This is a genomic window from Nocardioides sp. B129/18 (assembly GCF_055282735.1).
Genome location: NZ_JBUZJI010000002.1, coordinates 1 through 19,785, shown reverse-complemented (window position 1 = coordinate 19,785; position 19,785 = coordinate 1). Strand labels below are relative to the sequence as shown.

Here is a 19,785-nt window from a genome sequence, read left to right as displayed (position 1 = left end):
GCCTCAGCGCACCTGATCCACTCGGTCGACCACGCGGTCGGCGCGGTGCGCGGCGGCCTCCACCAGCCGGGCGTTGGCCTCGTCGACGGCGCTCACCCACGCCTCGGCATCGGCGCGGGCCTTGCCGAACCGGACGTGCCGCTCGACGAGACGCCGCCGGCGCACGTCGTCGTCGACGCGCAGGTGCCAGGTGGCGTCGAGGGTCTCGGTCACGGGCGTCCAGGGACCGTCGAGGAGCAGGTAGTTGCCCTCGGTGAGCACGAACCGGCTTCCGGCGGGCACGACGAGCGCGGCGGCGAGCGGCTGCTCGAGGTCGCGCTCGAAGCCGGGCACGTAGACGTCGCGATCGAGCTCGTCGCGGCAGCGGCGCAGGACCGCGGCGTACCCGTCGGCATCGAAGGTGTCGGGTGCGCCCTTGCGGTCGCGTCGGCCCAGGCGCTCGAGCTGGGCGTCGGCGAGGTGGAAGCCGTCCATCGGCACGTGCGCGGCCCCGACGCCGTCGGCGCGCAGGGCGGCGAGCAGCTCCTCGACGAGGGTGGTCTTCCCGGCCCCGGGCGCTCCGGTGACGCCGAGCAGGCAGCGTCGCGTCGTCGGCGTCGCGTCCAGCAGCGCGCGGACGTCGGCGACGAGCCCTGGAACGTCGGGGCTCACGGGCGTGGCAGCGCGTCCAGGGCGGTGCGCAGGTCGTCCCAGAGGTCGTCGACGTCCTCGATGCCCACGGAGAGCCGCACGAGCGCGTCAGGGATGGTCTGCGGCTCCGAGGCCCAGCGACGTCGCCGCTCGAAGGTCGACTCGACGCCGCCGAGGCTGGTGGTGAAGACCCACAGGGAGGTCGAGCGGGTGAGCAGGTCGGCGGCCAGCGGCCCGCCCTCGAGCACGATCGAGACGATCGCGCCGAAGCCCGGGTGGCGCACCTCGGCGACGGCCGGGTGCGCGCGCAGCCGCTCGACGAGGGTGATCGCGTTGGCCTGCGCCCGCTCCAGCCGCACGTGCAGGGTGCGCAGACCGCGGGTGGCCAGGAACGCCTCGAGGGTGCCGGGCACGGCGCCGATGAGGTCGCGGCGGCCCTTGAGGACGCCGTGCAGCTGCTCGTCGCGCACCACGATCGCGCCCATGAGCACGTCGCTGTGGCCGGCGAGGTACTTCGTCACCGAGTGCACGACGATGTCGGCGCCGACGTCGAGGGGCCGCTGCAGCAGCGGCGTCGCGAAGGTGTTGTCGACGACGACCGACGCGCCCGCCTCGTGCGCCACCCGCACGGCCGCCTCGAGGTCGATGACCTCCAGGGCCGGGTTGGTGGGGGACTCCAGCCACACCAGGGCGACGTCGTCGTCGCAGGCGCGGGCCAGCGCGTCGGGGTCGGTGACGTCGACCAGGCGCGTGGTGATGCGCCCGCGCGCCTCGAGGTCGCCGAGCTGCAGGATCGTGCCGTTGTAGGAGTGCTGCGGCGCCACGACGACGCCGTCCTGCCCGACGAGGTCGAGCACCGTGGCCACCGCGGCGAGGCCGGAGGAGAACGACAGCGCGCGGCCGCCCTCCAGCGCCCCGAGGGCCTCCTCGAAGGCCTGCCAGGTGGGATTGCCCCAGCGCCCGTACTCGCGGTCGCCGCCGCCGACGAAGGTCGAGGCCGGCACCAGCGGGGTGTTGAGCGGCTGGTCGGCCTCGTGGGGCGGGCGTCCGGCGTGGACGGCGAGGGTCGCGGGCTTGCGGGAGTCCATGGCCCCAGGCTAGTGAGGCCCCTGACGACGCCGGCAGGCGCCGGTACTAGGTTCTGGCCATGCTCACCCTGCCGGAGACCGTGTCGGAGACCGTGTCGGAGACCGCGTCGTGATCGCCCTGACCCTCGCCGAGATCGCCGCGATCGTCGGCGGCGAGGTCGTCGGCACGGACGCGGGTGCGCGCGAGGTCGTCGTCAGCGCCCCGGCCGTGATCGACGGGCGCGAGGCGCGGCCCGGCGCGCTGTTCGCCGCGTTCGTCGGCGAGCGCGTCGACGGCCACGAGCACGCCGCCCAGGCCGCGGAGCACGGCGCCGTCGCGGTGCTCGGCTCGCGGCCCACCGTGCTGCCCACCGTCGTCGTCGCCGATCCGCGTGCGGCTCTGCAGCATCTGGCCTCCCACGTCGTCGCCCGTCTGCGCGCCGAGGGCGAGCTGCGCGTCGTCGGGCTCACCGGCTCCCAGGGCAAGACCTCCACCAAGGACCTCCTGGCGGCGATCCTCGCCGACGTCGCGCCCACCGTCGCCACGGCCGGGTCGTTCAACAACGAGCTCGGCATGCCGCTCACCGCGCTGCGCGCCGATGCCGACACCCGCTTCCTCGTGCTCGAGATGGGCGCCCGCGGCATCGGCCACATCGCCGAGCTCACCTCCCTCATCACCCCCGACGTCGGCGTCGTCCTCAACGTCGGCCAGGCGCACCTGAGCGAGTTCGGCTCGGTCGAGGCGATCGCGCAGGGCAAGGGCGAGCTGGTCGAGTGCCTGCCGGCCACCGGCACCGCCGTGCTCAACGCCGACGACCACCGCGTCGCCGCGATGGCCTCGCGCACCTCCGCGCCGGTGCGCACCTTCGGCGACCCGGGCGCCGACGTCGCGGTCGAGGACGTCGTGCTCGACCGGCTGGGACGCCCGTCCTTCGACCTCGTGACGGGCGGCGAGCGGGTCGCGGTGCGCCTCGGTCTCGTCGGCGGCCACCAGGCCCGCAACGCCGCGGCCGCGGCCACCGCCGCCCTGGCGCTCGGCGTCGACCTGCCGCGCATCGGCGCCGCGCTCAGCGGCGTCCAGGAGCTCTCGCACTGGCGCATGGAGCTGCACGAGCGACCCGACGGCCTGATCGTGCTCAACGACGCCTACAACGCCAACCCCGACTCCATGCGCGCCGCCCTCGACGCCCTCGGCGTGATCGGCGCCGACGCCGACGTCGTGCGCACCGTCGCGGTGCTGGGCCCGATGTTCGAGCTCGGCGAGACCTCGGCCGCCGAGCACGCCGGCATCGGCCGGCACGCCGTCGCCGCCGGGATCACCCAGGTCGTCGGCGTGGGCGAGGCCGCCCGCGCGATCCTCGAGGGAGCCGGCGGCCGCGACGGCGACGTCTGGCTGCCCGACAACGACGCCGCCACGGCCTGGGCGCGCGAGCACCTCGGCGCCGGTGACGCCGTGCTGTTCAAGGCCTCCAACGGGGCGCGCCTGTTCGAGGTCGCTGCGAGCGTTCTGTAGCGTCGACCCCCGTGTCCGACTCCACGCAGCCGCCCGTGACCGCGCCAGCCGAGGGACGCAAGGTGCGCGTCGCCCTGCTCTTCGGTGGACGCTCGGGGGAGCACCCGATCTCGGCGGCCACCGCGGCCGGCGTCATGAAGGCGATCGACCGCGACCGCTTCGAGGTGCTGCCGGTCGGCATCACGCGGCAGGGCCAGTGGGTCCTCACCGGCGGCGACACCGCGCGCTTCGAGCTGCAGGGCGATCGGCTGCCCGAGGTCACCGACGAGGTCGGCAGCGCGATCGCCACCCTCGGCGACCTCGGCGAGGTCGACGTCGTCTTCCCGCTCCTGCACGGCCCCTTCGGCGAGGACGGCACCATCCAGGGCCTCCTCGAGCTGGCCGACGTCCCGTACGTCGGCGCCGGCGTGCTCGCCTCGGCGGTCGGCATGGACAAGCACTACATGAAGATCGTGCTCGCCGGGCACGGCCTGCCCGTGGGTCCGTGGGTCACCATCACGCCGCGCGAGTGGGAGCACCGCCGCGACGAGGCGCTGGCCCGCGTCGAGAGCGAGCTGCAGTTCCCCGTGTTCGTGAAGCCCGCCCGCGCCGGCTCCTCGCTCGGCGTCACCCGCGTCGACACCCCCGGCGGGCTGGTCGAGGCGATCGAGGAGGCCCGCTACCACGATCCGAAGGTCCTGGTGGAGCAGGGACTCGAGGGCCGCGAGATCGAGTGCGCGATCCTCGGCGGTCGTCACGGCGCCGAGCCGCGTGCCTCGGTGTGCGGGGAGATCGTCGTCGACCACGACGCCGCCGACTTCTACGACTTCGAGGCCAAGTACGTCCACGACTCCGATGCGCGCACCGACGCCCCCGCCGACCTGCCCGAGGAGGTCTCCGAGCGGGTGCGGGCGATGGCGATCGCGGCGTTCGAGGCGGTCGGCGCCGAGGGGCTCTCGCGCGTCGACGTGTTCGTCACCGAGGACGGCCACGTGACGATCAACGAGATCAACACGTTGCCGGGCTTCACCCCGATCTCGATGTACTCCAAGCTCTGGGAGGCCTCCGGCCTGTCCTACACCGAGCTGGTCTCCGAGCTCATCGAGCTCGCGCTCGAGCGGCCCACCGGCCTGCGCTGAGCAGCACCGCGGGCCCGGCCGGGGAGCTCAGCGGGCGAGGACGCCCAGCACGAGGTCGCGGGCCACGGCGCCGAGCGAGGTGCCCGAGAGCGTGCACGCGAACGGCATCACCGAGGTCTCGGTGGTGCCGGGGGTGATGGCGGTCTCGAGCAGCACGGCCGAGCCGTCGGGGCCGACGATGAAGTCCGAGCGGGAGACGTCGGAGAGGCCGAGCACGCGGTGGGCCTCGACGGCGGTGCGGCCGAGCTCCTCGATGAGCGAGGCGTCGAGCGCCGGGCCGTTCAGCGAGACGAACTCCGCGGTGTAGCGGGCGGAGAAGTCGAACTCGTGGCCCTTCTCGTAGGCCACCTCCACCGGCGCGAGCGCGCGCGGGCCGTCGGCGTCCTCGACCACGACGACCGAGACGTCGACGCCGTCGTGGTAGCGCTCGATGAGGGCGTCCTCGCCGTAGGCGTAGCAGCCGACGAGCGCCGAGGGCAGCGCGGAGAGGCCGTCGACGCCGGTGACGCCGAGCGCGGAGCCGCAGCGGGTGGGCTTGACGACGACGCGGGTGCCGAGGCGCTCCATGACGTGCTCCATGAGCGCGGCCGCGCCGACGTCGCGGAAGGTCTGGGCGGACAGGCCGACGCTCTCGGGCACCGGGATGCCGGCGCGCCGCAGGAGCTCACGGGCCGTGCCCTTGTCGAAGGCGACGCGGCAGGCGTTGCTGGAGGAGCCGACGAACGGCAGGCCGAGCAGCTCGAGGAGCGTCTGGATCTCGCCGTCCTCGCCGAACTGGCCGTGCAGCGCGGGCACGGCCGCGACGACCTTGTCGCGCTCGAGCGCGCTCATCAGGGCGCGGTCGAAGTCGTAGGCGTGGGCCTCGACGCCGACCGAGCGCAGCTCGCGGACGAGGTTGCGGCCCGAGGCCAGGGAGACGTCGCGTTCGTGGCTGAGCCCTCCGGCGATGACGGCGACGGGGCCGCGCAGCTCGGGGGTGGCGGGGGTGCTCGCGCTCATGGGGTCAGCGTCCCACACGCCGATGACCGCTCCGTGACGCCCTCCGGCGTGCGGTCGTCGGCCGGATCTCAGCGGCAGGGCTTGACCAGCTGGAGGTGCTTGCGCACGGGGTCCGCGAGGGTGGAGAGCGCGTCGAGGGAGACGTTGCCGCGGTAGTCGGCCGGCACCGTCAGGCTGACCCGGGGGCGGTATCCCACGGCGGTGGCGGTGAGGGTCGTGGTCGGGTCGGCGTACTCGGCGGGCGGGAAGTACCAGCCGACGCCGCGGATCTCGTCGCAGCCGGAGACCTGGTTGAAGTCCGCCGGCTGGGGCGCGCCGCAGGTCAGCACCAGGCCCTGGTCGCCCCAGGCGCGCGCGGGGGCGTCGTCGGGGGAGATGTCGCGGGAGGAGAGCCCGGCGATCTTCTCGGGCAGGGCGTCGAGCAGGGCGGTGCAGGCGCGGGCGTCGGAGTCCGAGAGCGTGGGGGAGTCGACGTCGACCGCCCCGGCGCTGCAGCCCGACAGCGCGGCGCAGAGCAGCGGTGCGGTCACCGCGAGCGCGACGACGCCCCGCAGCCGGAGCGGCGCGGGGCGTCGGGACGCGGTGGTGCTCACCGATCTGCTGGTCTCAGATGTGGACGACCGGGCAGGTCAGGGTGCGGGTGATGCCGTCGAGGGTCTGCACCTTGGCGACCACCAGCTTGCCGAGCTCGTCGACGTTGCGGGCCTCGGCGCGCACGATGACGTCGTAGGGGCCGGTGACGTCCTCGGCGAGGGTGACGCCCTTGACCTGCGCGATGGCGGCAGCGACCTCGGCGGCCTTGCCGACGTCGGTCTGGATGAGGATGTAGGCCTGGACGACCATCGGGTTCTCCCTCTACAGCGGCGTTGCTGGATCGTTGGTGGGATCGCGGTGCGGACCCCGGGGTGGGAGTCCGCAGGTCAACCTAGCGCGGGAGCGCCGGGGACCGTTACTCGGGCGGCGGTGCCGGACCCGGCACGTCCGGACCGGTCAGGGGTGATGGGATGGGGGCATGTCGACGCCCGAGCCGGCCGCCCGTCCCGACCTGCGCACCGCCACCCTCGCCGAGGCGGGGGAGTTCGGCCTGATCGCCGCGCTCACCGAGATCTTCGCCCAGGGCGAGCACGTGATCGTCGGGCCCGGCGACGACGCCGCCGTGCTCCGGATCCGGCAGGGCCACGTCGTCGTCTCCACCGACCTGATGGTCGAGGGGCGGCACTTCCGGCGCGAGTGGGCCGACGCCGCCGACGTGGGCCGTCGCGCCGCCGCCCAGAACCTCTCCGACCTCAACGCGATGGGCGGCCGCGCCCACTCCCTCACCGTCGGCCTGGCCGCCCCCGCCGACCTCCCCGCCCAGTGGGCCCTGGACTTCGCCACCGGCTTCGCCGAGGAGTGCGCGAAGGTCGGCGCCAGCGTGGTCGGCGGCGACGTCACCCGCGCCGACGAGGTCGTCATCGCCGTCACCGTCATCGGCGCCTGCACCGTCGCCCCCGTGCTGCGCGACGGCGCCCGCCCCGGCGACGTCCTCGCGCTCTGCGGCCGCCAGGGCTGGGCCGCCGGCGGCCTGGCCGTGCTGGGCCGCGGCTTCCGCTCCCCGCGCGTGCTCGTCGAGGCCTACCGTCGCCCGGAGCCTCCGTACGAGGCCGGAGCGCAGGCGGCCGAGGCCGGCGCGAGCTCGATGATCGACGTCTCCGACGGCCTCCTCGCCGAGGCCGGCCACCTCGCCGAGGCCTCCGGCGTGGCCATCGACGTGCGCAGCGACTCCCTCGAGGTCGCCGAGCCCCTCCACGCGGTCGGCGCAGCGCTCGGCGCCGAGCCGATCTCCTTCGTGCTCACCGGCGGCGACGACCATCCGCTCCTCGCGACCTTCCCGCCCGACGTCGCCCTCCCCGAGGGCTGGCAGGCGATCGGCGAGGTGCGCGCGGGCTCCGGCGTCACCGTCGACGGCGCGCCCTTCGAGGGCCCCACCGGGTGGACGCACTTCTGAGGTCGCTCGCGCCGTGAGGACGCACCTTCAGCCCGGGACCGGGTGTCGGTCACGGGCTGGGGTCTCGACAGGCTCGACCACCGGAGCCAGCGCGACCACCGGAATCTGACGGTGATCGAGCCTGTCGAGATCCGGTGAGCCGACGGGTGTCAGGTCCCGAACCCGCATCCGCCCAGCTGCGCCTGTCACAGGACGAAGCGGACCAGGAGGCCGCCGACGACGAGCAGGCCCGCACCGGCAGGCGCGCCACGAACAACCCTGGAAAGCACGACAGGCCGCCTCCCTCAGGAGACGGCCCGTCGCGGGTGGTTCAAGGGGTCAGCGGGTGACCTTGCCGGCCTTGAGGCAGCCGGTGCACACGTTGAGGCGCTTGGGCGTGCCGTTGACCGTGGCGCGGACGCGCTGGATGTTGGGGTTGAAGCGACGCTTCGTGATCTTGCGCGACCAGGGTCGGTTGTTGCCGAAGCCCGGCTTCTTGGCGCAGATGTCGCAGACGGCAGCCACCGTGAACTCCTGAGTGATGAGGAAAGAATGGTCATGTCGGCCCGCCTCCGGCTCACGGGCCGGGGCCCGGAGGTGGCGGGGCAACCGGACGAGGATATCCGCTCCGCCGGACCAGGGCGAATCGTCGGGCACGCGGGGCCGGGACCGTCGGTGTCATGGCCTAGTCTCGCGCGCAGCAGGTCGGCACGAGTGGACGGGGGAGTGGCGGTGAAGGCACCCGAGGACGTCCGCGGCGTCCAGGTGGGCGTCGTGTGCCGGTTCGTCGACATCGCCACCGACGCGCTCGAGCAGGCGCGCGAGGAGATCGACGCCCTCAACGTCTACCCGGTGCCCGACGGCGACACCGGCACCAACATGTACTTCACCGTCAGCGCGGCCCGCGACGCCCTGCGCCGCGAGCGGGCCCGCCTGGCCGACGACGACGTCCCGGCCGACGCCCCCGAGCACCTCGCCGCGGTGCTCGCCGCGCTCTCGCGCGGGGCGCTGCTCGGCGCCCGCGGCAACAGCGGGGTCATCGTCAGCGAGATGCTCCGCGCCGTGTGCAGCCGGCTGGCCGACGCCACGCCCGAGGAGCGCAACGCCGTCGTCCTCGCCGACTCCCTGCTGCGGGCCAGCGAGGCCAGCCACGCCGCGGTCGGCACGCCCGTCGAGGGCACGATGCTCACCGTCGCCCGCGAGGCGGCCCATGCGGCCGTCGCCGCCGCCGAGGAGCCCGGCTCCCGGGGGCGCGACGTCTTCACCGCGGCCGCCCAGGCGGCTCGCGAGGCCCTGGCCCGCACCCCCGAGCAGCTCGAGACCCTGCGCCTGGCGGGGGTCGTCGACGCCGGCGGGCGCGGCTTCTGCGTCATCCTCGACGCCGCCGAGACCGCCATGACCGGACGCCGTCCGGTGGCCGTGCCGGCGCCCCTGGGCAGCCGCTCCATCCCGGTGCCGCAGCTGCCGGTCGGCGACCTCACCGCCGACGGCCCCGCCTACGAGGTCATGTACCTCCTCGACGCCCCCGCCGAGCGCATCGGGCCGCTGCGTGCGCGGCTGGCCGGGCTCGGCGACTCCCTGGTCGTCGTCGGCGACGAGACCCTCTGGAACGTCCACGTGCACGTCGACGACGTCGGCGCGGCCATCGAGGCCGGCATCGAGGCCGGGCGTCCGCACCGCATCCGCGTCACCCACTTCGCCGACCAGGCCGGCGACCCGCGCGGCGAGCAGCCGGCCCCGGTGCGGGTCCGCGAGGGCCGGCGGGTCGTCGCCGTGGCCGCGGGCCCGGGCCTGCGCGCGGTCTTCGAGCAGGCCGGCGCCGTCGTGGTCGAGACCTCGCCCGGACGCCGTCCCTCGGCCGGCGAGGTGCTCGAGGCCATCACCTCCTGCGGCGCCAGCGAGGTCGTCGTGCTGCCCAACGACGCCGACTCCGTGCGCGTCGCCCAGCTGGCCGCCGGCACCGCCACCCACGACCACGGCCTCACCGTCGCCGTCATCCCCACCCGCGCCCAGGTGCAGGGGCTCGCGGCGCTGGCGGTGCACGAGCCCGGCCGCGCCTTCGACGCCGACGTGCTCGAGATGACCGCCACCTCCCGCCACGTCCGCCACGGCGGCGTCACCCGCGCCGCCCGCGCGGCCATGACCATGGCCGGGCCCTGCGAGGCCGGCGACGCGCTCGGCATCATCGCCGGCGACTTCGCCGTGGTCGGCCCCGAGGTCGAGGACGTCGCCCGCGAGGTGCTCGCCCGCCTGCTGGCCGGCGGCGGCGAGCTCGTCACGCTCGTCGCGGGCCTCGAGGCGCCCGATCTCGCCGAGCGCTGCGCCGCGTGGCTCGAGCGCGAGCATCCGTTCGTCGACGTCGTCGTGTACGACGGTGGCCAGGAGCGCTACCCGCTCCTGGTCTCGGTCGAGTGATCGGCCTGGACTCCCCGATCGAGACGGTGCTCGGGGACGCGCAGGGCAAGACCCAGCGGGAGAAGCGCGAGAAGATCATCAAGAAGCTCGGGCTGGAGACCGTCGGCGACCTCCTGCGCCACTTCCCCCGGCGCTACCTCAAGACCGGCGAGCTCTCCGAGGTCACCGACGTCGCCGAGGGCGACCCCATCATCGTCGTCGGGCAGATCCTCACCTCCGAGATCCGCACCTACGTCGACCGCCGCACCGGCCGCACGGCCTTCCGCCTCGACGCCGTCGTCGGCACCAACGGCCTGCGCCTGCAGATGTCGTTCTTCGCCAAGCAGCACCACATGGCCGAGTGGCACAAGAAGCGCATGCCCGTGGGGCGGCGCGGCATCTTCCAGGGCAAGGTCGGCCGGTTCCGCAACGACTGGACCCTCACCAACCCGCAGATCGTCCTGTTCGGCTCCGAGGAGGAGGACGCCGCCCAGCTCGCGCTCGACGCCATGGGCGACCTCTACCCGATCTACCCGCTCACCGCCGGCGTCGAGTCCTGGGACCTCCAGCGCGCCATCGCGTTCGCGCTCACCGTGCTCGACGACGTCCCCGACGTCCTGCCGGAGTCGCTGCGCCACGAGCGCGACCTCGCCGACCTCGTCACGGCCCTGCGCCTGGTGCACCTGCCGCGCTCCCACGGCGACATCACCCGCGGCCACCAGCGCTTCCGCTTCGAGGAGGCGCTGATCACCCAGCTCGTGCTGGCGCGGCGACGCCGGCTCCACGCCGAGGCGGGCGCGCAGGCCCGCACCGGCGGCCAGGGCGGGCTGCTGGCCGCCTTCGACGCCCGTCTGCCCTTCGAGCTCACCGCCGGCCAGCGCGAGGTCGGCGCCACGATCGAGGCCGACCTCGCGCGCTCCCGGCCGATGAACCGGCTGCTGCAGGGCGAGGTCGGCTCGGGCAAGACCCTCGTCGCGCTGCGGGCGATGCTCCACGTCGTCGACTCCGGCGGCCAGGCGGCGCTGCTGGCGCCCACCGAGGTGCTCGCCCAGCAGCATCACCGCTCCATCACCGCGATGCTCGGCGACCTCGCCGCGGGCGGGATGCTCGGCGGGGCCGCGGAGGCCACCGGCGTCGAGCTGCTCACCGGCTCGATGACCAAGGGCCAGCGCACGGCGCCGATGTCGCGCCTGGCCTCCGGCGAGGCAGGCATCGTCATCGGCACCCACGCCCTGCTGGAGCAGAAGGTGCAGTTCGCCGACCTCGGCCTGGTCGTCGTCGACGAGCAGCACCGCTTCGGCGTCGAGCAGCGCTCGGCGCTCACCGAGAAGTCCGGCGGCACCCCGCCGCACGTGCTCGTCATGACCGCCACGCCGATCCCGCGCACCGTCGCCATGACCGTCTTCGGCGACCTCGAGGTCTCCACGCTCAGCGAGCTGCCGGCCGGCCGTGCGCCGATCCAGAGCACCGTGGTGCCGCTGGCCGACGCCCCGCACTGGTTCCCGCGGGTCTGGGAGCGAGTGCGCGAGGAGGTCGAGAAGGGTCACCAGGCCTACGTCGTGTGCCCCCGCATCTCCGGCGACGTCGCCGAGCAGGGCGAGCTCGACGACGTCCTGCTCGGGGCGCCCGAGGCATCGAGCGGCTCCGGCGGCAAGGGCGGCTCGGGCGGCTCGGGCGGCAAGGGCGGCAAGGACGCCAAGCCCGCGCCGGCGCCGCTGCACGCCGTGGAGGAGGTCCTCGCCGAGGTCGCCGAGGGTCCGCTCGCGGGTCTGCGGGTGGCCGCGCTGCACGGTCGTCTGCCTCCCGAGGAGAAGGAGCGCACCATGCGCGACTTCGCCGCCGGCGAGATCGACGTCCTGATCTCCACCACCGTCATCGAGGTCGGCGTCGACGTCGCCAACGCCACCATGATGGTCCTGCTCGACGCCGACCGCTTCGGCATCTCCCAGCTCCACCAGCTGCGCGGCCGCGTCGGCCGCGGCGGCCTGCCCGGCCTGTGCCTGCTGGTCACCCGGGCCGAGGCCGGCAGCGACGCCCGCGAGCGGCTCGACGCCGTCGCGTCCACCACCGACGGCTTCGAGCTCAGTCGCGTCGACCTCGAGATGCGCCGCGAGGGCGACGTCCTGGGCCGCTCGCAGTCGGGCTGGCGCTCGAGCCTGCAGAACCTGCGGGTGCTGCGCGACGAGAGGACCATCGTGGCCGCCCGCGAGGTGGCCGAGCGGCTCCTCGACGCCGACCCCGCGCTGGCCTCCGCGCCGCTGCTGGCGCGCGCCGTCGCCGAGCTCGAGGCCGACGTCGCCTCGGAGTACATGGAGAAGGGATGACCCGCATCATCGCGGGCACGGCCGGCGGCCGGCGCCTGCAGACCCCCGCGGGCCGTGACACCCGGCCCACCACCGACCGCGTCCGCGAGGCGCTGTTCTCCGCGATCACCACCTGGGCCGGCTCGCTCGCCGATCTGGAGGTGCTCGACCTCTACGCCGGCTCCGGCGCGCTCGGGCTCGAGGCGTGGTCGCGGGGCGCACGCCGGGTCACCCTCGTGGAGTCCGACCGCCGCACCGCCGGCGTCATCGCCGCCAACGTCCGCGCCCTCGACGCCGGGGGAGCCGCTCGCGTCGTCACCGGCTCGGTGCCCACGGTGCTCGCCCGGGGGCCCGAGCGCCCCTGCGACCTCGTGCTCTCCGACCCGCCCTACCCGCTCGCCGAGGAGGCGCTGGCCGCCGACCTCGCGCTGCTGCTCGACCACGGCTGGCTGACGCCCGACGCGCTCGTCGTCGTCGAGCGCTCCTCCCGCAGTCCCGAGCCCACCTGGCCGCCGGGCCTCGTCGACGTCGAGCGCCGCGCGTACGGTGAGACCACCCTGTGGCTGGCCCACACCCCGCCATCCCCGACCCAGGAGACCTGAGTGCGCGCCGTCTGCCCCGGATCCTTCGATCCCGTCCACCTCGGCCATCTCGACGTCATCGCCCGCGCCGCGCGGCTCTTCGACGAGGTGATCGTGGCCGTGGGCGTCAACGTCTCCAAGTCGCGGCTCTTCGAGCCCGAGGAGCGCCTGGAGATGCTGCGCGAGGCCACTGCCGACCTGCCCGGCGTCCGCGTGGAGGGCTTCACCGGCCTGGTCACGGAGTTCTGCGCCGCCCACGACGTCCAGACGATCGCCAAGGGGCTGCGCGGCGGGGGCGACTACGCGTACGAGCAGCAGATGGCGCACATGAACCGGCACCTCACCGGCGTCGACACCGTCTTCCTGCCCACGAGCCCCGAGCTGTCGTTCGTGTCCTCCAGCCTCGTCAAGGAGGTCGCCTCCTTCGGGGGCGACGTCTCCGCGTTCCTGCCGCCCCTCGTCCACGCGCGGCTGCAGGCGCGGCTGGCCGAGCGGCGCGACCGAGCCGGGCGGCCGTGAGGGGGAGGGTGCGTTTTGCCCGGTCAACAGCCCGGGCGTTACCCTTCTCGACGATTCGTCGTGCACCGGAACCGGAAGTGATCCCCTGACCAGCCTGGACCCGAGAGCGCCGCTCGTGCTCGACACCCGCGAGCTCGGCCGCCGCCCGGGGTCCATGCGTCAGGTGTCACGTCAGGTCCCGGCGCCGGCGGATCTGGGCATCGAAGTCCTCCGTGTCCCCGAAGGCTCCCAGGTCGACCTCGACCTGAGGCTCGAGGCGGTCATGGAGGGGGTCCTGGTCACGGGGACGGCGCGAGCCGGCCTCGAGGGCGAGTGCGTGCGGTGCCTGGAGCCGATCTCCGACGACGTCGAGGTCGATCTCCAGGAGCTCTACGTCTATCCCGACCAGCGGCTCTCCGACGAGGAGGACGACGACGTCAGCACGCTCGAGGACGACCTGCTCGACCTCGAGCCCCTGCTGCGGGACGCGGTGGTGCTCGCACTGCCGTTCCAGCCCATGTGCGAGGACGACTGTCCTGGCCTCTGCCCCGAGTGCGGGGCACGCCTGGTCGAGGACCCCGAGCACAGCCACGAGGCACCGATCGACCCGCGCTGGGCCGGTCTGACCGCCCTCGCGCAGACCGACGACCAGCCCACCGGCTCGTCGTCCTAGGGCCCCGGCCCACCCCGACCATCCGGCGGATCCGAGGAACGGACCCGCCAGCAGCACCCGAGCGCCGGCACGACGCCGGCCCAGGCAGAGGAGAGAACAGTGGCAGTCCCGAAGCGGAAGATGTCGCGCAGCAACACCCGTCACCGCCGTTCGGCGTGGAAGGCCACCGTGCCGACCCTGGTGACCTGCGCGAACCCCGCCTGCGGTGCCCAGCACCTTCCGCACCGCGCGTGCGGCGAGTGCGGCCAGTACGGCGCGCGTGCCAGCCGCCGTCAGGTCCTCTGAGCCCGGCCGCATCAGCGCCCTGACTCAGTACGACGCCTTGCGCGCAGCGCTCGGGGATCCGATCCTGGACCCCGAGCTGCTGGACCGCGCCCTCACGCACCGCTCGTACGCCTACGAGAACGGCGGACTGCCCACCAACGAGCGCCTGGAGTTCCTGGGCGACTCGGTGCTGGGCGTCGTCGTCACCGAGACGCTCTACCGCACCCACCCCGATCTCTCCGAGGGTCGGCTGGCCAAGCTGCGGGCCGCGGTCGTCAACGCCCGCGCGCTGGCGGAGGTCGGCCGCGCGATCGGGCTGGGCGAGCACGTCAAGCTCGGCCGGGGCGAGGAGTCCACGGGCGGACGTGAGAAGGCCTCGATCGTCTCCGACACCGTCGAGGCGGTCATCGGGGCCATCCACCTCAGCGGCGGCTTCGAGGTCTCCGCGCCGGTCGTCCACCGGCTCTTCGACCCTCTCATCGAGGCGGCGTCGGCGATGGGGGCCGGGCTGGACTGGAAGACCTCGCTGCAGGAGCTCGCCGCCGCGCACTCCCTCGGCGTGCCGGAGTACGTCATCGAGGACGCCGGCCCCGACCACCAGAAGACCTTCACCGCCCAGGTGCGCGTGGGGGACTCCCTCTACGGCAACGGCACCGGCCGGTCGAAGAAGGAGGCCGAGCAGGCCGCCGCCGAGACCGCCTACGGCGAGATCGCCGCGGCCGTCGCGCTCGGCACGGAGGGCTCCGGCGACGCCGGCGCGCCCGGCACCGCCGAGACCGCCTGAGGCCGGCTCCGTGCCCGAGCTCCCCGAGGTCGAGGTCGTCCGCGCCGGCCTCGAGCGTCACGTCCTCGGTGCGCGCATCCGCGGGGTCGAGGTGCTCCACGAGCGCCCGATCCGCCGCGAGCCCGGCGGCGCCTCGGCCTTCGCCGCGGCCCTGGTCGGCCGCACCCTCACCGGCGCCTCGCGCCGCGGCAAGTACCTCTGGCTGCCCCTCGACGACGGCGCCGCCCTGCTGGCCCACCTCGGCATGAGCGGCCAGCTGCTGGTGCAGCCGCCCGACGCCCCGCCGGAGCGTCATCTGCGCGTGCGGCTGCGCCTCGACGGCGCCGCGGGGGGTCGCGAGCTGCGCTTCGTCGACCAGCGGATGTTCGGCGGGCTCAGCGTCTCGCCGGGCGGTGCCGCGTTGCCCGCCGAGGTCGCCCACATCGCGCTCGACCCCCTCGACCCCGCCTTCGACGCCGTCGCCGTCACCGCCCGCATCCGGCACCGCGCCTCGGCGATCAAGCGCCAGCTGCTGGACCAGACCCTCGTCTCCGGCGTCGGCAACATCTACGCCGACGAGGCCCTCTGGCGCGCCCGCATCCACGGCGAGCGCCCGGGCGACCGGCTCTCGCGCGCCCAGGTGTTCGAGCTGCTCGGCCACGTCCGCGACGTCATGGTCGACGCCCTCGCGCAGGGCGGCACCTCCTTCGACGCGCTCTACGTCAACGTCAACGGCCAGTCCGGCTACTTCGACCGCTCGCTGCACGCCTACGGCCAGCAGGACCGGCCCTGCGAGAGGTGCGGCACGCCGATCCGCCGGGTGGCGTTCATGAACCGCTCGAGCCACTTCTGCCCCACCTGTCAGCCGCCGCCCCGGGCGCGGCGCACGAGCGCGGTGCGAGGCCCTCGCACGAATTGACCGGCCGGGGTCTCGGTGGGACTCTTGAAGACGGCCCGCCAGACCGTGTGGGCTCACCCATCCACCCGGAGGCTCACCCATGGCCAAGGCGCTGATCGGCCACCTGAACAGCGACCTGCGGGACCCGCGTCTCGCGATCGAGAACGCCCGACTCCGCACCCGCGTGCGCGAGCTCGAGGCCCTCGTGCTCCGTCTGTCCGAGGAGAACGACTCCCTGGTGGCCACTCGTGCCGCCGAGCTGCTCGACGCGCCGCTGCAGGAGATGCAGCCCGCCTGAGCCCGTCGGCCTCCCGGCCGATCGGAAACCCGGTGGCTCCGCCCCGGAGCATCACCTAGGGTCACGTCCTCGTGACCTCCACGCGGATCTGGACGCCGGCTCCCGCGCGCCTCGGGCCCGACTTCCGCCGGCTCCTCGGCTCCAGCTGGGTCTCCCAGATCGGCGACGGCATCGGCCTCGCCGCCGGACCTCTGCTCGTCGCCCAGCAGACCAGCGACGCCGGCCTGGTCGCGCTGGCCGCCACCGTGCAGTGGCTGGCCCCGCTGCTGCTGGCGCTGGTGGCCGGCACGGTCGCCGACCGCTTCGACCGGCGCCGCATCGTCGTCGTGGTCGACCTGCTGCGCGTGGGCGTCCTGACGCTGCTGGCGGTGACGATCCTCGGCGGCGCGGTGTCGGTGTGGATCGTGCTGGTGGCGCTGTTCCTGCTGGCCAGCGCCGAGGTGTGCGCGGACACCGCGAGCAGCGCGCTCCTGCCGATGGTCGTCCACCGCGACGACCTCGCGGTCGCGAACTCGCGGCTCCAGGTCGGCTTCATCGTGCTCAACCAGCTGGCCGGCCCGCCGCTGGGTGCGATCCTCTTCGGCCTCAGCGCCTTCGTGCCCGCCCTGGCCCAGGCCGTGCTGATCGCGGCGGCGGTCTCGCTCGTCGCCCGGGTCGGCGCGGGAGCGCACGAGCCCGAGCCCTCGCGGGGGCTGCGCGCCGAGATCGCCGAGGGCTTTCGCTGGCTGGCCGGCAACCCACCGGTGCGCACGCTGGCGCTCACCATCCTCATCTTCAACCTCACCTTCGGCGCCGCCTGGTCGGTGCTGGTGCTCTACACCCGCGACCGGCTCGGGCTGGGCAGCATCGGCTTCGGCCTGGTCACCACCGTGCAGGCGCTCGGCGGCGTGGCCGGCACCGCCGCCTACGGCTGGCTCACCGCCCGGCTGACCCTCGGCGCGATCATGCGCATCGGCCTGATCATCGAGACGCTCACCCACCTCGTGCTCGCCTGGACCTCCAGCCCCTTCGTCGCGCTGCCCGTGCTGTTCGTCTTCGGCGCGCACGCCTTCGTCTGGGCCACGACGTCCACGACGGTGCGCCAGCGGCTGGTGCCCACGTCGCTGCAGGGTCGCGTCAGCGCCGTCTACCTGATCTGCATCTACGGCGGCCTGGTCATCGGCTCGGGGGTCGGCGGGCTGCTGGCCCAGTGGCACGGCCTCACCGCGCCGTTCTGGTTCGCCTTCGCCGGCTCCGCGGTGTTCGTCGCGGTGTGGTGGCCTCAGCTGCGTCACCTCGATCGCGACGAGCCCGCGGGCGAGTAGGCTCACCGCGCCGAGCGGGGTCGTCCCGCGCGAGGGACCAGCACGCGGAGGCGTCGACGATGTACCTGAAGAGCCTGACCCTCAAGGGGTTCAAGTCCTTCGCGTCCTCGACCACCCTTCAGCTCGAGCCCGGCATCACCTGCATCGTCGGGCCGAACGGCTCGGGCAAGTCCAACGTGGTCGACGCCCTCGCCTGGGTCATGGGCGAGCAGGGCGCGAAGTCGCTGCGCGGCGGCAAGATGGAGGACGTCATCTTCGCCGGCACCAGCGGCCGCCCGCCGCTGGGCCGCGCCGAGGTCGTGCTCACCATCGACAACTCCGACGGCGCGCTGCCGATCGAGTACGCCGAGGTCACGATCAGCCGCACCATGTTCCGCAGCGGCGGCTCGGAGTACGCCATCAACGGCACCTCCTGCCGGCTGCTCGACGTCCAGGAGCTGCTCTCCGACTCCGGCATCGGCCGCGAGATGCACGTCATCGTCGGCCAGGGCCAGCTCGACACCATCCTCCACGCGACCCCCGAGGACCGCCGCGGCTTCATCGAGGAGGCCGCCGGCGTCCTCAAGCACCGCAAGCGCAAGGAGAAGGCGCTCCGCAAGCTCGACGCCACCGAGGGCAACCTCAACCGCCTCGGCGACCTCATCACCGAGATCCGCCGCCAGCTCAAGCCGCTGGGCCGCCAGGCCGAGGTCGCCCGCCGGGCCGCCACCGTGCAGGCCGACGTGCGCGACGCCAAGGCCCGCCTGCTCGCCGACGACCTCGTCACCGCCTCCGCCTCGCTGGAGCAGGAGCTGGCCGACGAGTCGATGCTGCTGGCCCGCCGCGAGGAGGTCGAGACCGCGCTGGCCGAGGCCCGCCGCGTCGAGGCCGAGCTCGAGGCGTCGCTGCGCGAGTCGCTGCCCGCGCTGGCCGCCGCCCAGGACACCTGGTTCGCGCTGTCGGGGCTGCGCGAGCGGCTGCGCGGCACGGCGTCCCTGGCCTCCGAGCGGCTGCGCAACGCCGCCGGGGCGGGGGAGTCCGAGGGCTCGCGGGGCCGCGACCCCGAGGAGCTCGAGGCCCAGGCCGCGCAGGCCCGCGAGGCCGAGGCCCGCACCGACGCCGAGGTCGCCACCGCCCGCGTCGCCCTCGACGCCGCCGTCGCCGTCCGCAAGGACGCCGAGGACGCCGCCAGCGCCGAGGACCGTCGTGTCGCCGCCCTGCAGCGTGCCGCCGCCGACCGTCGCGAGGGCCTGGCCCGGCTGCACGGGCAGGTCAACACCGTCCGCTCGCGGGCCGCGGCCGCCGCCGACGAGATCGGCCGGCTCTCCGCCGCCCGGGAGGAGGCGCTGGCCCGCGCCGAGCGCGCCCAGCGCGACTTCACCGCCCTCGAGACCCGCATCGCCGGCCTCGATGCCGGCGAGGAGGGGCTCGACGCCGAGCACGAGGCCGCCAGCCTCGCGCTCGAGGACGTCGAGGAGCGGCTGGCCGCCGTGCGCGCCGCCGCCCAGCAGTCCGACCGCGACCGCACCGCGCTGGCCGCCCGCAAGGACGCCCTCGAGCTGGGCCTGTCCCGCAAGGACGGCGCCGGCGCCCTGCTGGCCGCCACCGACCGCCTCGACGGCGTGCTGGGCTCCGTCGCCGCGCTCCTCACCGTCCGCGCCGGGTTCGAGGCCGCCGTCGCCGGCGCGCTCGGTGCCGCGGCCGACGCCGTCGTCGTCGCCGACCCCGGTGCCGCCGTCGGTGCGCTCGAGCACCTCAAGACCGAGGACCTCGGCCGGGCCGGCCTCGTCCTGGGCGGCGCCCCCGCCGCCGACGGCCCGTCCGCCTGGGGAGCCCTGCCCGCCGGCGCCACGTGGGCGATCGAGGCCGTCGAGGCCCCCGACGCCGTGCGGCCCGCCCTCGCCCGCCTCCTCGCCCGCACCGCCGTCGTCGACGACCTCGCCGCAGCCCGCGCGCTCGTCGCCGCCAGCCCCGAGGTCGTGGCCGTCACCCGCGACGGCGACGTGCTCGGCGTCCACCGGGCCTTCGGCGGCTCGTCCTCGGCCCCCTCGCTGCTGGAGATCCAGGCGGCCGTCGACGAGGCCACCACGCGGCTGGCCGAGGTCGTCGCCGACGGCGAGCGCCTCGGCTTCGAGCTCTCCGGCCTCGAGGCCGAGCGGCTCGAGGCCCTCAAGCGGGTCGACGTCGCCCTGGCCCGCCTGCACGAGTCCGACGCCACCCTCGCCGCCGTCGCCGAGGAGCTCGGCCAGCACGGCGCCCAGGTGCGCGCCGCCCGCGGCGAGGCCGAGCGGATGGCCCAGGCCATCGAGAAGGCCGAGGTCGCTCGCGAGGCCGACGTCGCCGGGCTCGCCGAGCTCGAGGCCCGCCTGGCCGCCGCCGAGGTCGACCCCGACGCCGACGAGCCCGCCACCGACGACCGCGAGCGCCTCGTCGAGGCCGCCCGCGCCGCGCGCCAGGAGGAGATGGACGCCCGGCTCGCCCTGCGCACCGCCGAGGAGCGCGCCCGCGCCCAGCACGGCCGCGCCGACGCCCTGCTG

20 protein-coding genes are annotated in these 19,785 nt (G+C 74.7%); 14 read left to right on the top strand and 6 right to left on the bottom strand.

Going from position 1 to position 19,785, the window contains the following annotated elements; translation table 11 throughout:
• Positions 1 to 3: 3 nt before the first annotated feature.
• A complete protein-coding gene (locus ACZDWJ_RS01735; RefSeq protein WP_463519189.1) occupies positions 4 to 651 on the bottom strand; it encodes a nucleoside/nucleotide kinase family protein in 648 nt (215 codons plus the stop codon).
• Entirely contained in the window at positions 648 to 1,718 is a 1,071-nt protein-coding gene (locus tag ACZDWJ_RS01730; protein WP_463519188.1) for a trans-sulfuration enzyme family protein, read from the bottom strand. Before ACZDWJ_RS01730 ends, ACZDWJ_RS01735 begins: the two co-directional genes overlap by 4 nt.
• Before the next feature lie 109 nt (positions 1,719 to 1,827).
• Here ACZDWJ_RS01730 and ACZDWJ_RS01725 point away from each other — a divergent pair, with 109 nt between their 5' ends.
• Together ACZDWJ_RS01725 and ACZDWJ_RS01720 are read left to right on the top strand one after the other, a co-directional pair.
• A complete protein-coding gene (locus ACZDWJ_RS01725) occupies positions 1,828 to 3,210 on the top strand; it encodes a UDP-N-acetylmuramoyl-tripeptide--D-alanyl-D-alanine ligase (RefSeq protein WP_463519187.1) in 1,383 nt (460 codons plus the stop codon).
• 11 nt (positions 3,211 to 3,221) lie between these two features.
• Positions 3,222 to 4,328, top strand: a complete 1,107-nt coding sequence (locus tag ACZDWJ_RS01720; RefSeq protein ID WP_463519186.1) for a D-alanine--D-alanine ligase family protein — start codon at positions 3,222 to 3,224, stop codon at positions 4,326 to 4,328.
• Positions 4,329 to 4,355: 27 nt separating this feature from the next.
• Here ACZDWJ_RS01720 and ACZDWJ_RS01715 read toward each other — a convergent pair whose 3' ends face one another.
• The 3 genes from ACZDWJ_RS01715 to ACZDWJ_RS01705 form a co-directional block, all read right to left on the bottom strand.
• Positions 4,356 to 5,327 (bottom strand): D-alanine--D-alanine ligase family protein, encoded by a 972-nt coding sequence (locus tag ACZDWJ_RS01715; RefSeq protein ID WP_463519185.1) that lies wholly within the window; start codon positions 5,325 to 5,327, stop codon positions 4,356 to 4,358.
• A gap of 68 nt (positions 5,328 to 5,395) precedes the next feature.
• Positions 5,396 to 5,920 carry a DUF3515 domain-containing protein gene (locus ACZDWJ_RS01710; protein WP_463519184.1) on the bottom strand — a complete coding sequence of 175 codons (525 nt, stop codon included), beginning with the start codon at positions 5,918 to 5,920 and terminating at the stop codon, positions 5,396 to 5,398.
• Positions 5,921 to 5,933: 13 nt separating this feature from the next.
• The gene (locus tag ACZDWJ_RS01705; protein ID WP_344735486.1) at positions 5,934 to 6,170 is read right to left on the bottom strand and encodes an Lrp/AsnC ligand binding domain-containing protein; all 237 of its coding nucleotides are present in this window, start codon (positions 6,168 to 6,170) and stop codon (positions 5,934 to 5,936) included.
• Between the two features lie 169 nt (positions 6,171 to 6,339).
• On the opposite strand from ACZDWJ_RS01705, the gene ACZDWJ_RS01700 reads away from it, so the two are divergent.
• Entirely contained in the window at positions 6,340 to 7,314 is a 975-nt protein-coding gene (locus ACZDWJ_RS01700; RefSeq protein WP_463519183.1) for a thiamine-phosphate kinase, read from the top strand.
• Between the two features lie 318 nt (positions 7,315 to 7,632).
• Here ACZDWJ_RS01700 and rpmB read toward each other — a convergent pair whose 3' ends face one another.
• Complete coding sequence (rpmB, locus tag ACZDWJ_RS01695) at positions 7,633 to 7,818, bottom strand: 50S ribosomal protein L28 (protein ID WP_129473193.1); 186 nt, start codon at positions 7,816 to 7,818, stop codon at positions 7,633 to 7,635.
• 207 nt (positions 7,819 to 8,025) lie between these two features.
• Here rpmB and ACZDWJ_RS01690 point away from each other — a divergent pair, with 207 nt between their 5' ends.
• The 11 genes from ACZDWJ_RS01690 to smc form a co-directional block, all read left to right on the top strand.
• Positions 8,026 to 9,708 (top strand): DAK2 domain-containing protein, encoded by a 1,683-nt coding sequence (locus ACZDWJ_RS01690; protein ID WP_463519182.1) that lies wholly within the window; start codon positions 8,026 to 8,028, stop codon positions 9,706 to 9,708.
• On the top strand, positions 9,705 to 12,011 hold the full coding sequence (locus ACZDWJ_RS01685; RefSeq protein WP_463519181.1) for an ATP-dependent DNA helicase RecG: 2,307 nt from the start codon (positions 9,705 to 9,707) through the stop codon (positions 12,009 to 12,011). Before ACZDWJ_RS01690 ends, ACZDWJ_RS01685 begins: the two co-directional genes overlap by 4 nt.
• Positions 12,008 to 12,592: a 16S rRNA (guanine(966)-N(2))-methyltransferase RsmD gene (rsmD, locus tag ACZDWJ_RS01680; RefSeq protein ID WP_463519180.1), complete on the top strand. Its 585-nt coding sequence runs from the start codon at positions 12,008 to 12,010 to the stop codon at positions 12,590 to 12,592. The genes ACZDWJ_RS01685 and rsmD overlap by 4 nt, the downstream gene beginning before the upstream one ends.
• The gene (coaD, locus tag ACZDWJ_RS01675; protein ID WP_463519179.1) at positions 12,593 to 13,090 is read left to right on the top strand and encodes a pantetheine-phosphate adenylyltransferase; all 498 of its coding nucleotides are present in this window, start codon (positions 12,593 to 12,595) and stop codon (positions 13,088 to 13,090) included. It abuts the gene before it with no gap.
• A gap of 262 nt (positions 13,091 to 13,352) precedes the next feature.
• Positions 13,353 to 13,742: a YceD family protein gene (locus ACZDWJ_RS01670; RefSeq protein WP_463519178.1), complete on the top strand. Its 390-nt coding sequence runs from the start codon at positions 13,353 to 13,355 to the stop codon at positions 13,740 to 13,742.
• Between the two features lie 99 nt (positions 13,743 to 13,841).
• Positions 13,842 to 14,027 (top strand): 50S ribosomal protein L32, encoded by a 186-nt coding sequence (rpmF, locus tag ACZDWJ_RS01665; RefSeq protein ID WP_463519177.1) that lies wholly within the window; start codon positions 13,842 to 13,844, stop codon positions 14,025 to 14,027.
• A gap of 37 nt (positions 14,028 to 14,064) precedes the next feature.
• Positions 14,065 to 14,790, top strand: coding sequence for a ribonuclease III (rnc, locus tag ACZDWJ_RS01660; protein WP_463519176.1), 726 nt, complete (start codon positions 14,065 to 14,067; stop codon positions 14,788 to 14,790).
• Between the two features lie 10 nt (positions 14,791 to 14,800).
• Positions 14,801 to 15,688 (top strand): bifunctional DNA-formamidopyrimidine glycosylase/DNA-(apurinic or apyrimidinic site) lyase, encoded by an 888-nt coding sequence (mutM, locus tag ACZDWJ_RS01655; protein WP_463519175.1) that lies wholly within the window; start codon positions 14,801 to 14,803, stop codon positions 15,686 to 15,688.
• A gap of 79 nt (positions 15,689 to 15,767) precedes the next feature.
• Positions 15,768 to 15,965, top strand: a complete 198-nt coding sequence (locus tag ACZDWJ_RS01650; RefSeq protein WP_463519174.1) for a hypothetical protein — start codon at positions 15,768 to 15,770, stop codon at positions 15,963 to 15,965.
• Between the two features lie 71 nt (positions 15,966 to 16,036).
• Positions 16,037 to 17,269 carry an MFS transporter gene (locus ACZDWJ_RS01645; protein WP_463519173.1) on the top strand — a complete coding sequence of 411 codons (1,233 nt, stop codon included), beginning with the start codon at positions 16,037 to 16,039 and terminating at the stop codon, positions 17,267 to 17,269.
• Positions 17,270 to 17,328: 59 nt separating this feature from the next.
• Positions 17,329 to 19,785: chromosome segregation protein SMC (smc, locus tag ACZDWJ_RS01640; RefSeq protein WP_463519172.1), on the top strand; the 2,457-nt coding region annotated here is incomplete at its 3' end.

Coding starts and splice junctions, on each gene's coding strand:
- rsmD (WP_463519180.1), top strand. CDS start 12,008: ATGACCCGCATCATCGCGGGCACGGCCGGCGGCCGGCGCCTGCAGACC.
- ACZDWJ_RS01715 (WP_463519185.1), bottom strand. CDS start 5,327: ATGAGCGCGAGCACCCCCGCCACCCCCGAGCTGCGCGGCCCCGTCGCC.
- ACZDWJ_RS01650 (WP_463519174.1), top strand. CDS start 15,768: ATGGCCAAGGCGCTGATCGGCCACCTGAACAGCGACCTGCGGGACCCG.
- ACZDWJ_RS01700 (WP_463519183.1), top strand. CDS start 6,340: ATGTCGACGCCCGAGCCGGCCGCCCGTCCCGACCTGCGCACCGCCACC.
- ACZDWJ_RS01670 (WP_463519178.1), top strand. CDS start 13,353: ATGGAGGGGGTCCTGGTCACGGGGACGGCGCGAGCCGGCCTCGAGGGC.
- ACZDWJ_RS01705 (WP_344735486.1), bottom strand. CDS start 6,170: ATGGTCGTCCAGGCCTACATCCTCATCCAGACCGACGTCGGCAAGGCC.
- ACZDWJ_RS01730 (WP_463519188.1), bottom strand. CDS start 1,718: ATGGACTCCCGCAAGCCCGCGACCCTCGCCGTCCACGCCGGACGCCCG.